Genomic DNA, 14416 nt, shown 5'->3' with positions numbered 1-14416 from the left:
AAGCTGTCACTCCACCAGGCCGAACAGCCTTGGCAGGAACAAACTGATTTCTGGAATAAATGCCACTAAGACCAGTGCTGCCACAAGCGGCACATAGAACATCATCAGCTTTGGTATAATCTTTTCAATTGATACTTTGCTGACACTGCTGCCGATAAATAGTACAGTTCCGATTGGAGGCGTCGTAACCCCGATCGCAAGTGCCATTGCCATAATCATTCCAAAGTGTACCGGATGAATCCCCATCTCTGTGGCCACCGGGAACATAATTGGGGTGAAAATCAGCAGGGCTGGAGCGACGTCCATAAACGTGCCGACAACTAACAAAATTAAAAGCATAATAAGTAATAAAATAATGGTGTTATTGGTAACCGACAGCATCGCATTAGTGATCGACTGTGGAATTTCCGCATACGCAAGCACCCAGCTCATCGCCGTCGATGCACCGATCAAAAGCAGAATAATGCCCGAATAGGAAACAGTCTCTTTCAAAATCTTTGGAAAATCAGAAAGTGAAAGACTTCGGTAAATCAGGCAAAGCAGAAGTGCATAAAATACTGCTACCGCCGCACCTTCCGTTGCTGTGAATATTCCGCCGGCAATACCGCCGATGACGACTACAATCAAAAACAAACTAGGCACAGCCTGCCATACGATTTTTACTGCTTCACTGGCTCCCGTTTTATCAGCAACTGGATATTTCGCCCGCTTGGCAAGAATGTAAGCAACAATTATTAACAGTCCGACCATCAGGAGCCCCGGCAGATACCCGGCGATAAACAAAGCTCCGATCGACGTTCCGCCAGTTAACAGCGAATAAATAATCGGCATACCGCTTGGCGGGATAATCAGCCCGGTCGGTGCCGAAGCAATGTTAACCGCCGCAGAATAAGAAGAAGAATAGCCTTCTTTTTCCTGCTGAGGATGCATGATTCTTCCCATCGAGGCAGCCGCAGCGATCGCTGAGCCCGAAATAGCGCCAAACAGTGTGTTACCGATAATGTTCGTATGCGCAAGCGATCCGGACATCCTCCCGCCGATCAGCTTTGCCAGGTTAATCAGCCTAAGAGCAATACCACCATTGTTCATAATGCTTCCCGCAAGCATAAAGAATACAAGCGCGAGAAGCACGGTGCTGTCCACCCCGGTAATTAACTGCTGGGACACCGCAAGAAGCGACGCGTCCACGGATAAAATCAGCAGAGCCGCTGCGAATGTTGCGGCTGCGATACTTACCGCGATCGGTACGCCAATAAATAAGAATAGGAAAAACAATCCAAATAATATAACGCCAGTCCAAACAGCTACATCCATTTATGATCCCCCTTTTCTTCAATACGGGGCGTGTCCACTTCCCGGCGGTTCATCATGTTGTAAATTTGATAGAAAATAACGATGACCCCGCTTACCGGAAGTATGCCGTAAATCAATCCCATTGGAATTCTTAAAATAGGAGAAAGCTCCGCCATTGTTGCATTTGCAATCGTATAGCCGCCAATCACCAGAACAAACAATGCAAAACCGATGACAATCAGATCAATCAGCCACCGGAGCCCCAGGTGGGCTTTTCCGGTGATTTTGTCTCTTAAAAAGGAGATGGCCAAATGCTCGTCCTGACCAAATGCATACGCTCCTCCTAAAAAAGCGATCCAGATTAATGAAAAACGCAGTACTTCTTCTGTAATAATACTCGGATCTCCAAGTACAAATCTCGTAAATACCTGCCATATCGCTGCTACAGTCAGAAATATAACCAGGGCGCTTGTAATAACTAAAAGCACCATGTCGATACTCTTTTTTACTGCCTGCATGTTCCCCACCCCTTACCTGTCCACTTATTCTTCCATTGCTTCAATTTCACTGATCACGTTATCAACGTCCGGATTTTCCGATCGTCGTTCCTCAATAAGAGGCTCCACCTTTTCCCGGAATGGTTCCTGATCAGGATAAGAGAACTCCACGCCCATTTCCTCTTCCGCCTGCTGCATGCTTTCTTCAATCATGTCATCCCAGCGTTCGTTGTGCGTTTCCGTCGTTTCCTCCCCGGCTTCCTGAATGGCCGTACGTTCTTCCTCGCTTAACTCCTGCCATGTCTCATCACTCATAATGAGAAAGTCTGGTATACGTGTATGCTCATCAAACGAAAACTGTTTTGCCACTTCACCGTGATTGGCGTCGGTCAGGGCAATCGGACTGCTTTCTGCTCCGTCGATGACCCCTTGCTGCAGGGAAGTGTAAACTTCAGTTGCTGCTAATGGTGTCGGTGACGCACCGAGCATTTCCATCGTTTCAATCGAAGTAACGTTCGTCATCGTCCGGATTTTCAGCCCCTGGAGGTCCTCCGGGCTTTCTACTTTCGTATTCCGCGTATAAAAGCTCCGTGCCCCTGCATCGTAATAAGTGATGCCGCGAAGCTGGGCTTCCGATAAATCATTGTACATTTCATCAATTGTATCCGTTTCCATAAATGAGCGGAATTGTTCGTTACTCGAAAATATATACGGCAGACTGAAAACAGAGAACTGCTGATCAAAGCTTTCGACGACCCCACCGTTCACCTTGGCGAAATCAATCACTCCGTTCTGCACCAGCTCCATTACCTTCGTTTCCCCGCCAAGAACGCCCTCTGCGTAAATATCCACCTGTACGCTTCCGTCAGTCTTTTCTTCCACTTTATCGGCAAAGTCTTCAAGGCTTTGGTATACAGGACTTGCATCGTTGTGAATGTGTGCAAGTGTTAATGTTTGTGTTTCTTCTGCATTCGCTTCTGTTGCTTCTGAGGAATTACTTCCACTTCCACCGCAGCCCGCGAGTGTCAGCAGTGCCGAAGAAGTTAATGCTATCGTTCCGGCCCGTGCCCATTTCCACTTTTTCATATAAGAAACCCCTTTCTATTTTGTCAGCAAGGAAACATCTGATCTCTACTGCTTTGTTATTATTTTAAGCGCTTTCAAACTATAAGTCTTATTAAATTAAGAAATTCACTCCCGATTTCAGAACAAAACAAAGTAAGTATGCTTAAATTCATTAAAAAACAACTCTATTAGAGTTGTTTTTTCTTGGCTATTATATGTGCAATCGAAAGGTCGTAGAACTTTGAAATTGTTTTTCTGCCTTCAGATATGCAGTCGGTTTTACTAAATGAGCAAAATCCACCGGCAGCTGCTGGGTCTCGATGCAAATCCCGCGGTGCTTTTCTTTAGGTCCCGCTTCAAAATCCTGTTCAGGCACGTTGTTTGATGTATACACGACAGCTCCAGGGGCGCTTGTAATAATATCAAGCCGCCGTCCTGAAGCCTCATCCCATAGGCTTGCCTGCGGTTCTTTTTCTTCTTTGAGAATGAAGAAATGGTCAATGCCACCAGCTACATCACGCACCTGCTCATGGGAGCTGTCGATATGTTCGCCAAGCGGCTTACTTCCGTTTAGTTCAAAGGGCGTTCCTGCCGTTGGCAGCAGTTCCCCTGTAGGAATCAGCTCACTGTCAAGCTCCAGCACATCCGATGCGTGAACCTCAGCATACTGTTCTGTGACCGGAAGCTTGTTATTTCCACTCAGATTTATGTACATATGCTGGGTCGGACTGAACCAGGTATCGGTATCTGACTCTCCCTCGTATTCGACGGTAAAATCGCCGCCGGCCTCCACAGTATATGTGACAGATGCTTTCACGTTCCCGGGGTAGCCATCGGTGCCGTCTGTTCTGCTAATCGAAAGACGCACCCATGCCTGCTGTTCATTTTCGCCGGTGTCTGCTTCCCAGTAAACATTGCCAAAGCCGCCGTCTCCTCCGTGCAGATGATGCCTGCCTTCATTTCTAGTCAGGGCGTGCTTTCTGTCCGCTGCAGTCATCTGCCCTTCCTTGACGCGTCCGGCAACCGGACCGACGACTGCGCCAAGAAAAATACTGTCCCGCTCGTACTGTTCCGGTCCTGCATAGCTGAGCAGAATATTTTCTTCGATGCCGTTACGGTCCTTCGCCCATATCCGTTGAATTCTTGCTCCGAAGTTCAGCAATTCGACCCGTGGGCTTTTTCCTTTTTGGATTATCCATTTCCGCATTTTCTGGTGCTCTAGCTCTTCTTCCTGAATCATGCTTTTGTCCCCCTTATATAATGCATATTCAATACGGATAGCGGATGGGGTTAATGCTCATCATTTTCTTTCCCCGTGCCCAGGAGGCTGGAGTTTCCCCTGGAAGCTTCCGCTCAGCGTAGCAGGTTTCAAGCACCTCTGCGAGTCCCGGAACATACGTTAAACCGAGGGAGACGTCTACCTGTTTATCCTCCTCCGCAAATGCATAGCTTTCCGGAAATGCCTGATGCACGCTTTCGATGGTCAGCAGATGAGAGTAAGAGGCTTCCAGACCGCAGCGGATATCCTGGGAATCCCCAAGCACCGCATCGATACACACATCAAGTTTATGCATATGCTCACTCTCAGGATCATTATAGCTTTTTTCTGCCCCGCTGTGCCACAATGCTTTCATCGGGCTGCCCCATTCATAGGAAACTACCGCCTCCTCAAACTCCATATAAAAAGAGGGGTTCACTTCTTTTTCAACCGCATGTGAAGCGAAGAATGTCAGATCTACATCTTCATCAGTTACCGCCCGTAGTGCACAAGTATCAAATGTCTCAATCGGGTTGGCACGGTACACTTCCATCTCCAGCGTGTTTATTTTTGCGCTTTCGTTTTTCGTAATCCCAAGCACGTAAAATAAATTGTGCATAAAGTGAGCTGTCGCGTTATTTGCCACGCTGTCAAAAATCGGGGCGCCGCCTCCGCCAAGCTTTTTCCCCGCCCAGCTGGAGCGGCCGTAATAGGCATCGTTCCGCGGCCAGAGCACCAGGGCGCTTCCGTGCAGCGGCCGGCCGAATTTACCCGTCTGAATATCTTCCTTGAACTCGAGCACAGCGTCACTAAACGACCAGTTAAAGCCGACTGCTAAAAATTTTCCGGTTTCGTCGCGCACCCGGCGCATTTCTTCCGCTTCCTCCCAAGACGCCGACGCCGGTTTTTCGCAGAGCACGTGACTTCCCGCCCTCATTGCTGTCACTGCCTGGCCGGCATGAAGATGAATAGGTGTCGCAATTACTGCCAGTTCAGCTTCCTTTTCGGCGTAAAAAGCCTCAAGTGATTCATACACCGGGATGCCTGCTGCCTGAATATCCGGATAAAAGGAGCTGTTTTCCGGAAAAATGTCGACCACGCCTACGAGCCAGGAAAGGCGGTTTTGTTCTTTTAATGTCTGCAAATATAATTCCCCGTATCCTGCTGTTCCTGCCAGGACAATCCGGCATGACTGTTTCATTTTTACCACTCTCCTGCTACCGCTTAATCTGTACTGCCTGCTTTTGTGCCTTCAGGCTTAGCTCCGCCGCTTTAAACGCATGTTCCTGCGGCATGGCTGTAGCTGTTCCGCGCACAACGTCCTTTGCCAGCCGGAAAAAGTAAGGAAATCCCACTTTTCCTTCTACATCGTATTTTCTTTCACCGCCCTGATTAACCAGGTACAGCCGCTCGCCACGCGAGCTGTCTGTAAGGTCCACGTATTTTCTGAGCTCTATATACCCTTCTGTGCCCAGAATAATTGTCCGTCCATCCCCCCAGTTGCTCAGGCCGTCCGGGGTAAACCAGTCCACTCGAAAATAGTGTACCGCTCCGTTATCTCCCCGGAAATGGGCGTCGCCGTAATCCTCAAATTCCGGATGCTCCGGGTGCGCCATATTCGCTGCTGTACTGCTGAGCACCTCTGCGTCACGGGCACCGCTAAACCAGAGAAACTGTTCAATTTGGTGGCTCCCAATGTCGCATACAATGCCTCCGGTCGGCTCTTTCTGAAAAAACCATTCCGGGCGTGAATTTATATTCAGCCGGTGCGGCCCAGTGCCAAGTACCTGAATGACTTTCCCGATCGCCCCACTTTCAATCAGCTGTTCGGCAAAGCCGGCGCATTCCACCTGCAGCCGTTCGCTGTAAAAAACGGCCCAGTTTAGCCCTGTGGCTTTCGTTTTCTCCTCCGCCTGCTGCAGCTGTTCGAGGGTCGTAAACGGGGCCTTAGCGGAAAAGTAATGTTTGCCGTGATCCATCACCTTGAGGCCAAACGGTCCTCTTTCTGCAGGAATGGCGGCGCTTGCCACCAGATGCACCTCCCCGTCCTCCAGAATCTGTGAAAGTGATTCTGCAATTTTGACTTCCGGAAAACTCTGTTGAAATACACGTACCTTTTCCGGGTCATTGTCCCAGACCCATTTGATTTCCGCACCAGCGCTTTTCATTCCATGGCACATGGCATAAATATGACCGTGCTCAAGACCAGCAGCGGCCATCGTCAACGCTCCTTCTTCCACAGCACTCTCTTCGTGGTGCATCGGCTCAAAATTCGTGTGTTCAGACGGCTTCGACATTAAAATATCTCTCCTTCTACGCTGTAACATACGACAATAGCGGCAAGCCTTACGGCCCCGCTATTATCGGTTTAAACATAGATATGATAAGCTTCTTTCATCTGCTTTAAGGTTTGCTCCCCGGGCTGGTCCCAGATGGCCTGATTAATAATTTCCACTTCTATCGGTCCATTGTAGCCCTGTTTTTCAACCGCCTTGCGGATGCGTGGAATATCAATGACGCCTTCCCCCATCATACTGCGGCCCTTGAACATATCCGGCAGTGGCACACTCCAGTCCGACACGTGAAAGCCCAAAATAGTTTCACCGGCGCGTTCAATTTCACCGTACAAAAATGGATCCCACCAGACGTGGAATACGTCTACGACGACGCCAAGATGGCTGCTGCCCACCTGCCGTTGCAGCTGATTGGCCTCGCCAAGGGTAGTAATTACCGAACGGTCTGCCGCATACATAGGATGGAGCGGTTCAATACCAAGCTTTACCCCGTACTGCTCTGCAACTGGAAGGACTGCTTCAATTCCTTCGCGCACCCATTCCCTGCTCTGGATAAGATCTTTATCCGGAGAGGGCCCGCATACGAGAACCAATACGTCAGTTCCGAGTTCGGCAGCCTCTTCCACCGCCCGTTTATTGTCATCGATGCGCCGACTGCGTTCTTCCTTATCAGCGGCTGGAAACATTCCACCCCGGCAAACGCTTGAGACCTGCAGGCCATTGGCGTCGATAATTTTTTTACTTTCCTTTAAGCCTATTTCCTGTATTTTGTGCCGCCATACGGAAATCCAGGGGATGTCCTGGCTGGCGCATCCTTCGGCGGCCTCCTTCAGCGACCAGTTTTCCGTAGTGATCTGATTCAGGCTTAGACGATTCATATCAGGAGATGCCATTATTTATAAACCTCCTTTGCCTGAAGCCCGGCAAGCTCAAGTACCGGCTTCATGCGTGCTGCAGCAAGCTCCGGATCCCGGAAGACCCTGGCTTCGTCGGCCAGGCGGAATAATTCGCTGAAATGAAACACGGAGCGGGCACTTTCAGCACCGGCAATCATACGGAAGTGCGGCTGATGGCCATTCAAATAAGCCAGGAACACCACGCCGGTTTTATACGCAAATGTCGGGTGCTGAAAAATGTGACGGGCAAGCGGAACAGTCGGATCCATAATTTCGTGATATTTCTTCATATTACCTGCATCGAGTTCCTTCAGTGCAGACGCTGCTGCCGGGGCGATCGCATCAAAAATACCAAGCAGCGCATGGCTGTATCCCTGCTCGTCTCCTTCAATCAGACTCGGATAATTAAAGTCATCACCAGTATACATTCTAACGCTTTCCGGCAGCCTCCGACGCATCTCGATTTCTTTTTGATCATCCAGAAGCGAAATTTTGATGCCTTCGATTTTGTCTGCATGCGTATGAAGCACACGCAAGCACACTTCCATTGCTTCATCGACATTGTCTGAGCCCCAGTAGCCAGCAAGATTCGGATCAAACATATCTCCGAGCCAGTGCAATATTACCGGTTCCTTTACCTGCCCCAGAATTTTACCGTAGACGTATTCATAATCCTCTGCTGACGAGGCCGCTCTGGCAAGAGCCCGGCTGGCCATCATAATAATTTTGCTTCCGGCCTGCTCCACAAAGGAGCACTGCTCTTCGTATGCTTTCACCACGTCGTCAATGGTAACATCCGGCCCGGGCTCCAGATGATCGGTTCCGGCTCCGCTGGCCATGTTCCCGCCCACACTCTTAGCTTCCCGGACCGAGCGGGTGATCAGTTCTTTAGCGTCTTCCCAGACCAGACCCATGCCCCTTTGAGCGGTGTCCATCGCTTCTGCCACCGATAGACCGAGAGACCAAAGGTAATGGCGGTATTCCATCGTTTTATCCCAGTCAATTGCAGGATGGCGGACCGGATCGCTGCTTCCAAACGGATCCGCTGTTACGTGCACGGCGGAGTAAGCTACTCTGGAAGTGAATTCGTTTTTCGAAGGAGCCGACAGCGCTTCTGTCTGCCTCAATTCATACCGATACGTACTACCGTCTGCCTTCGGTAAATAAATATAGTTAGTCATCAGCTGCGCCTCCTTATATATTCAGCTCCGGTACATCCAGCCAGCGTCGCTCTTGAGATGACTGCAGGCCAAGATCGGCCAGCTGCATCCCTTTCGCTCCTTCAAGAAGATCCCACGGGAAAGCTTCGTCCTGATGAACGTGCTTTAAAAACATTTCCCACTGGATTTTAAACGCATTTTCAAACAGCTGGTTGTCCGGTACTTCTTCCCACTGATTCTGAAAATCGATCGTGTTTTCAAGGTCAGGATTCCATACAGGCTTTGGTGTATTCACCCGGTGCTGGGTCTTACAGTTTCTAAGACCGGCTACAGCGCTGCCTTCGGTCCCATCCACCTGAATTGTCAGCAGGTCATCACGGTCGACCCGCACTGCCCACGAGGAGTTGATTTGAGCTGTGATGCCGCCTTCAAGCTCCATCGTTGCATAGGCAGCGTCATCCGCCGTTGCTTTATACGTATTACCTTCCTCATCCACACGCTCCGGAATATGCGTTTTAACCGAAGCAGAAACCGATTGTACCGAGCCGAATAATTCATCAAGCACGTAGCGCCAGTGCGGGAACATGTCTACTACGATACCGCCGTCTTCTTCTTTTTTATAGTTCCAGGACGGGCGCTGGGACTCCTGCCAGCCGCCTTCAAATACCCAGTAGCCGAACTCCATGCGGACCGAGAGTATTTCCCCGAAAAATCCGGAATCGATCAGCCTTTTCAGCTTCAATACGCCCGGCAGAAAGAGCTTGTCCTGCACGACCCCGTTTTTAACTCCTGCTTCTTTAGCCAGACGAGCCAATTCAAGTGCACCTTCCATCGAAGTGGCTGTCGGTTTTTCACAGTAAATGTGTTTGCCGGCCTCAATCGCCCGTTTAATGCCTTCAGCACGTCTGGAAGTCGTCTGCGAATCAAAGTAAATAACATTATGTTCGTCTGCAAGTGCTTCATCCAGGCTGGTCGTCCATCGTGCAATACCATGCTCTTCCGCAAGCGCTTTCAATTTTTCTTCGTTTCTGCCTACTAAAATAGGGTCCGGCATGATGTATTCACCCTTATCAATCTCGACGCCTCCCTGTGCGCGGATAGCTGCAATCGAGCGGATAAGGTGCTGCCTCGTCCCCATTCTTCCGGTTACCCCGTTCATAATAATCCCAATAGTATGTTCTGCCATCTTGATCCTGCTCCTCTCTTAACTGATTACTACCCAGTCTAGAGAGAAATGTATGCGCTGTCTTATTAGTTGCAGACGTTCATTCTCAGATTCGGAAATGATTTAATCTTTATGAAGAAGTGTTTTTGCGATTTTTTTGTGTCGCCCTATACATATTCGGCGGGACGCCAACATGTTTTTTGAATAAACGATAGAACGTGGATAACGATTCGAACCCTACTTCAAAGCAGATTGATACTATGTCTTTATCGCTTTCCACAAGCAGCTGTTTGACCAGTCCGAGGCGGACCTCGGTCAAATACTGCATTGGTGTCCGTTCGTAGTATTCTTTGAAAATTGTCTGCATATACCGCTTACTCATTCCCATACGTAAAGCTATATCTTCCGCGCTTTCAATATCATAATAACGAGTCTCAATATATTGTCGAAGACGATCAACCCTCAGTTTATTCGTATCCCCCGGCCCATCTTCCTGATTGGAGCGGGCAAGCGTGCATAGGAGTTCAGCAATATGGATTTTAAGCGCCATCTGCCATAGCTGATCGCCGTGCGACTGCTCGTAAAGCATTTTTCGCATAATCTGCCGGAGCTCACTGCTGTCAATAGCGCTGAAGGACTGCACGCGGGCCTTCCCAAAAACGCTTGGAATCAGCTGCATACGCACGTCCTGGCTGAGTCCCCCGGCATCGAATTCGAGCACTAGCACTGTCATATGTGAATCCGCCCGGATAGAATGTTTTATACGCGGAGGAATAATAAGAAAGGAATCTGCTGTAATATCATATACCTCTCCATCCAGTTCACAAGCGCCATCACCATCGAGTACGTATAAAAGTTGATATGTTTCATGAGCATGAGTAGCGACCGTGTCTTTTTCTTTGTGCTTACTTTCATATAATGAAATTACTGCGTCTTTGTTTCCATTTTGCACACTTATCCCCATCCTATAAATTAATTAAGGAATAACATTTTACCTATATACTTTTTATCATATCACAACGATTCCAAGCTTGACCCTTTCATTCTTTCACAGTTTAAGCTTTAACTATTTAATTTACTTATTTTACACTAATAATTGAATTATGCATTTTCAAAACAAAAAACTTACTTGTATTAAAATTTTATAAAATCCGATTTTAATTATTTTAGAAAGAATTCACAAAGTTTTATCGTTTAAATAGCGCTCAATTTTAAGCATAAAAATACACCCTCACTGCTATAGTCAATCTAGCAGCCAGGGTGTAAAGATTACTTTTATTTTAGACTTTATACTCAATCGTATATAAGTGAAGGTAAATATGTCGACATTCCTGGCGTGAAGGTAATTACAAGCAACGCTATTATCATTACTATAATAAAAGGAAAAGTTCCATTTATAACAGTAGTAAGCGGCGTTTTTCCTACTCCAGCTGCCACGAATAAATTTAACCCAAAAGGTGGCGTAAGCATGCCGATCGCCAAATTAACGATCATTATGATACCAAAGTGAACGGGGTCTACTCCCAATTCCATTACTATCGGAAGGAAAAGTGGAGCCATTATAAGCACAGCTGCACTTGGGTCCATAAACATACCTACAATTAACAACACAGCAATAATAATTAACATAAGCATGATAGGATTTGAAGCAAAATTAAGTGCTTGGCTTGCAATTTGGTTAGGAATTTGTTCTATTGTCAGATACCAGCTGAAAACTTGGGCGCTTGCTATTACCAGCATTACCATTGAAGCAGTAATAACCGAACGTCTTGTAACCTGAAACAAAACGCGGATATTAAGTTCTCTGTATACAAAAAATCCTATAGCCATACTGTATACAATTGCCACTGCAGCTGCTTCGGTGGGGGTGAAAACTCCAAAGTATATGCCCCCGAGTACAATGATAGGCATGATTAGTCCCCAGAAAGCATCTATCGAAGCTTTTGCCACTTCTTTAAATGGAGCACGAGCATCTGGCACATGACCTTGATATTTAGCTATGATAAAGCTTACAATAATTAACACAAATCCAATGAATATCCCGGGTATAACCCCAGCAATAAATAATTCACTAATCGATACTTCTGCTATCACTCCATATACAAGAAGCGTAATACTTGGAGGTATGATAATACCAAGTGAGCCTGCTGCACAAATCAATCCAACTGCAAATTTAGTAGAATAATTTGCTTCTTTTAGAGAAGGAATCATAATCCCGCCTACCGCAGCCACCGTAGCTGGACTGGAGCCGGAAAGAGCAGCAAAAAACATCGAAGAAATCACGCCCGCAATAGGCAGTCCCCCAGTGGTCCAACCTACAATCTTTCTGGCCATATTGATGAGCCGTTTCGAGGTTCCTCCAGAGAGCATTAAATCGCCGGCAAAGATAAAGAAAGGAATCGCCATTAGAGTAAATGAATCTAGACCAGCAAACATATTACGGGCCACATTATCAAGGGATCCCCCAGAATCAATAATGGCATAAATGCTTGTTAAACCCAGCGCAGCTGCAATCGGCGTGCTGAGAAGCAGAAGAACTACAAAGAGAATAATCCCGATCATTTCGCGTCCTCCTGCCTCTGTTCGACATTTGTCCATCCCTTATGCAAGCGCTTGCCATCCCACCATATGTTTTGAGAGAATCTAATAATCATCAAAGAAGCTCCGACCGGGATTGCTAAGTAAGGAATGTACATGGGAATCTGCAGTGCCGGAGTGTAATTCGAAAATTGTATTACATTTTGTATTGTTTGCACACCTGAAATTAAAATTAATACACAAAAAACTATAGCCATTAGTGAAGCTGCGATTTCTAAAATTTTTTTAGCACGGAAAGGGACATAAGAAGTCAATACATCTACTTTAGCATGCGCTCTTTCACGAACAGCCATGCTGCTTCCCACAAAAATAAACCAAATGATTAAATACCTGGCCATTTCCTCCGACCACATAATTGAATAATTAAACACATAACGCATTACTACTTGAATAAAAATAAGAGCAGTTGCTATTAAAAGTGAGAAGAAACCAAAATATTCTTCTAAATGGTTAAGAGCCTTGTTAATTTTATTCATGAATCGCCCACCCTCACACATGACTTCAATACGATTATGAAGGAGAGACAGATCTCTCCTTCACTTTTTATTATTCTTCGACAGCATCCAATATTTCTTCGCCGCCTTCTACGGTTTCTACGTATTCATCATAAACGCCTTCGCTGGCTTCAATGAATTCTTCTTTTTCTGATTCTGTTAATTCTGAAATTTCAATGTTTGCTTCTTCCAGCGTTTGGCTATATTCTTCCTCCAGCTTTTCTGACTGTTCCCACTGCCATTCGGTAGTTTCTTGAGCTACTTCTTCTACTGTCTTCTGTAAATCTTCAGGTAATTCCTGAAAATATTGCTCGCTGATTACAAGTGGATAACTCATGTAACCATGCGAACTATAAGTCATGTAATCCTGCACTTCATAAAATTTTTGCGAAACGATATTTGATAACGGATTTTCCTGTCCATCCACTGTGCCCTGCTGTAAAGCTGGGTATAATTCAGAAAAGTCTACCGAAGTACCACCGGCTCCCCAGGCTTCAAACTGCGATTCTAAGAGGGGACTCTGAGAAACCCTCATAGACAGCCCGTCCATATCATCCAAACTTTCAATTGGACGCCTTGAATTCGTGAAGTGTTTGAATCCACCATCCCAGTATCCAAGAGCCCTTAAATCTGCTTCCTTCAGAGATTCGTTTAGTTTGTCTGCTAACTCTCCGTTCACTTGAGCTTTCGCATCATCCCTATCTGAAAATAAGTACGGTAAATCAAATACTTGAAATTCTGGAGCAAAGGAAGGCAAAACTCCTGTGAATGGTGCGTTCATCTGTAAAGTACCTGATTGCATCTGCTCAATTATTTCCCGGTCGCTTCCGAGCTGGGAATCTGGATGAATTTCTACTGCCATCCGTCCATCAGTTTCTTCTTCAAGCAATTCGCCGAAATGCTCAGCAGCCTCGCCCTTCGCCGTAGATGGACTAACCACGTGTGCAAATTCAATTACATATTCTGCATCTTCACTGGAAGAATTCTCATTTTCATTTCCCTCACTTCCACTATTACCGTTGTCACCATTGCTTTCTTCACTGCTTAAGCCACAACCTCCTGCCACCAGCACTGTACTTAACACAATTGAACTCATCCACCACTTTTTCATTTTGTTGCCCCCCTATTTATATCCCGATTCAATTTAAACTTTATTTCTTGTATTCACCATAATCGAAGCGCTTACATTTTTCTTCTCAATTCAAGTTTTTTATTCTCATTTTCAGAATAAGAAAGATTAGAATAACTCTTCACAATTATATTTAAAATAAAAGTTCCAGAGAGCTTTATCCACTCCCTGGAACTTTTCTACAGCACGTACTTACTCAGTGCACGCTGGACATCGAAAATATTATCATCGTTTCGAAAGGTCTTGGCTACGGGCTCTGCAGTGCTGCCCACCCATATTTTTAATTCACTGTCCAAATCAAACGTGCCGGCAGTTTCTACGCTGTAGTGGGTGATGCTCCGGTAAGGAATCGTGTGGTATTCCACCTTTTTCCCGGTGACTCCCTGCTTGTCGATCATAATCAGACGTTTGTTTGTAAATACCATTAAATCCCGATACAGTTTAAAAGCACTTTCTACCTGTTCGCCTGCCGTTAACCATTCCCGAAGTTCTTCCTCCACCTTTTTTGAATCCGCTTCAGAGGCGTTTCCCATCAGTGCATCAAACAATCCCATAGTACGATCGTCT

Annotated in this window: 14 protein-coding genes; all 14 read right to left on the bottom strand. The window is 46.6% G+C overall.

Annotated elements, in window-relative coordinates:
* Positions 1-6: 6 nt before the first annotated feature.
* A complete protein-coding gene (locus ACTRXF_RS06055; RefSeq protein WP_474261044.1) occupies positions 7-1314 on the bottom strand; it encodes a TRAP transporter large permease in 1308 nt (435 codons plus the stop codon).
* Entirely contained in the window at positions 1305-1811 is a 507-nt protein-coding gene (locus tag ACTRXF_RS06050; protein WP_474261043.1) for a TRAP transporter small permease, read from the bottom strand. Before ACTRXF_RS06050 ends, ACTRXF_RS06055 begins: the two co-directional genes overlap by 10 nt.
* Positions 1812-1835: 24 nt before the next feature.
* Positions 1836-2876 carry a TRAP transporter substrate-binding protein gene (locus ACTRXF_RS06045; RefSeq protein WP_474261042.1) on the bottom strand — a complete coding sequence of 347 codons (1041 nt, stop codon included), beginning with the start codon at positions 2874-2876 and terminating at the stop codon, positions 1836-1838.
* A gap of 190 nt (positions 2877-3066) precedes the next feature.
* Positions 3067-4095, bottom strand: a complete 1029-nt coding sequence (locus ACTRXF_RS06040) for an aldose epimerase family protein (RefSeq protein WP_474261041.1) — start codon at positions 4093-4095, stop codon at positions 3067-3069.
* A 28-nt stretch (positions 4096-4123) separates the two neighbouring features.
* Entirely contained in the window at positions 4124-5314 is a 1191-nt protein-coding gene (locus ACTRXF_RS06035; RefSeq protein ID WP_474261040.1) for a Gfo/Idh/MocA family protein, read from the bottom strand.
* Between the two features lie 16 nt (positions 5315-5330).
* On the bottom strand, positions 5331-6410 hold the full coding sequence (locus tag ACTRXF_RS06030) for a Gfo/Idh/MocA family protein (protein WP_474261039.1): 1080 nt from the start codon (positions 6408-6410) through the stop codon (positions 5331-5333).
* 71 nt (positions 6411-6481) lie between these two features.
* A complete protein-coding gene (locus tag ACTRXF_RS06025) occupies positions 6482-7300 on the bottom strand; it encodes a sugar phosphate isomerase/epimerase family protein (protein ID WP_474261038.1) in 819 nt (272 codons plus the stop codon).
* Positions 7300-8484 carry a dihydrodipicolinate synthase family protein gene (locus ACTRXF_RS06020; RefSeq protein ID WP_474261037.1) on the bottom strand — a complete coding sequence of 395 codons (1185 nt, stop codon included), beginning with the start codon at positions 8482-8484 and terminating at the stop codon, positions 7300-7302. Before ACTRXF_RS06020 ends, ACTRXF_RS06025 begins: the two co-directional genes overlap by 1 nt.
* A gap of 13 nt (positions 8485-8497) precedes the next feature.
* Positions 8498-9649 (bottom strand): Gfo/Idh/MocA family protein, encoded by a 1152-nt coding sequence (locus ACTRXF_RS06015; protein ID WP_474261036.1) that lies wholly within the window; start codon positions 9647-9649, stop codon positions 8498-8500.
* Between the two features lie 109 nt (positions 9650-9758).
* Positions 9759-10592 (bottom strand): helix-turn-helix domain-containing protein, encoded by an 834-nt coding sequence (locus ACTRXF_RS06010; RefSeq protein WP_474278272.1) that lies wholly within the window; start codon positions 10590-10592, stop codon positions 9759-9761.
* A gap of 329 nt (positions 10593-10921) precedes the next feature.
* Entirely contained in the window at positions 10922-12190 is a 1269-nt protein-coding gene (locus tag ACTRXF_RS06005; RefSeq protein WP_474261034.1) for a TRAP transporter large permease, read from the bottom strand.
* A complete protein-coding gene (locus ACTRXF_RS06000) occupies positions 12187-12702 on the bottom strand; it encodes a TRAP transporter small permease (protein ID WP_474261033.1) in 516 nt (171 codons plus the stop codon). Before ACTRXF_RS06000 ends, ACTRXF_RS06005 begins: the two co-directional genes overlap by 4 nt.
* A gap of 70 nt (positions 12703-12772) precedes the next feature.
* Complete coding sequence (locus tag ACTRXF_RS05995) at positions 12773-13831, bottom strand: TRAP transporter substrate-binding protein (protein ID WP_474261032.1); 1059 nt, start codon at positions 13829-13831, stop codon at positions 12773-12775.
* Positions 13832-14028: 197 nt separating this feature from the next.
* Positions 14029-14403: a PH domain-containing protein gene (locus ACTRXF_RS05990; RefSeq protein WP_474261031.1), complete on the bottom strand. Its 375-nt coding sequence runs from the start codon at positions 14401-14403 to the stop codon at positions 14029-14031.
* Between the last annotated feature and the right edge of the window lie 13 nt (positions 14404-14416).

Source organism: Marinococcus sp. LNHM3E3-2.2, from assembly GCF_056034385.1.
Note: the sequence above shows the minus strand (reverse complement) of the source record. Positions and strands in the feature narration are given on the sequence as shown.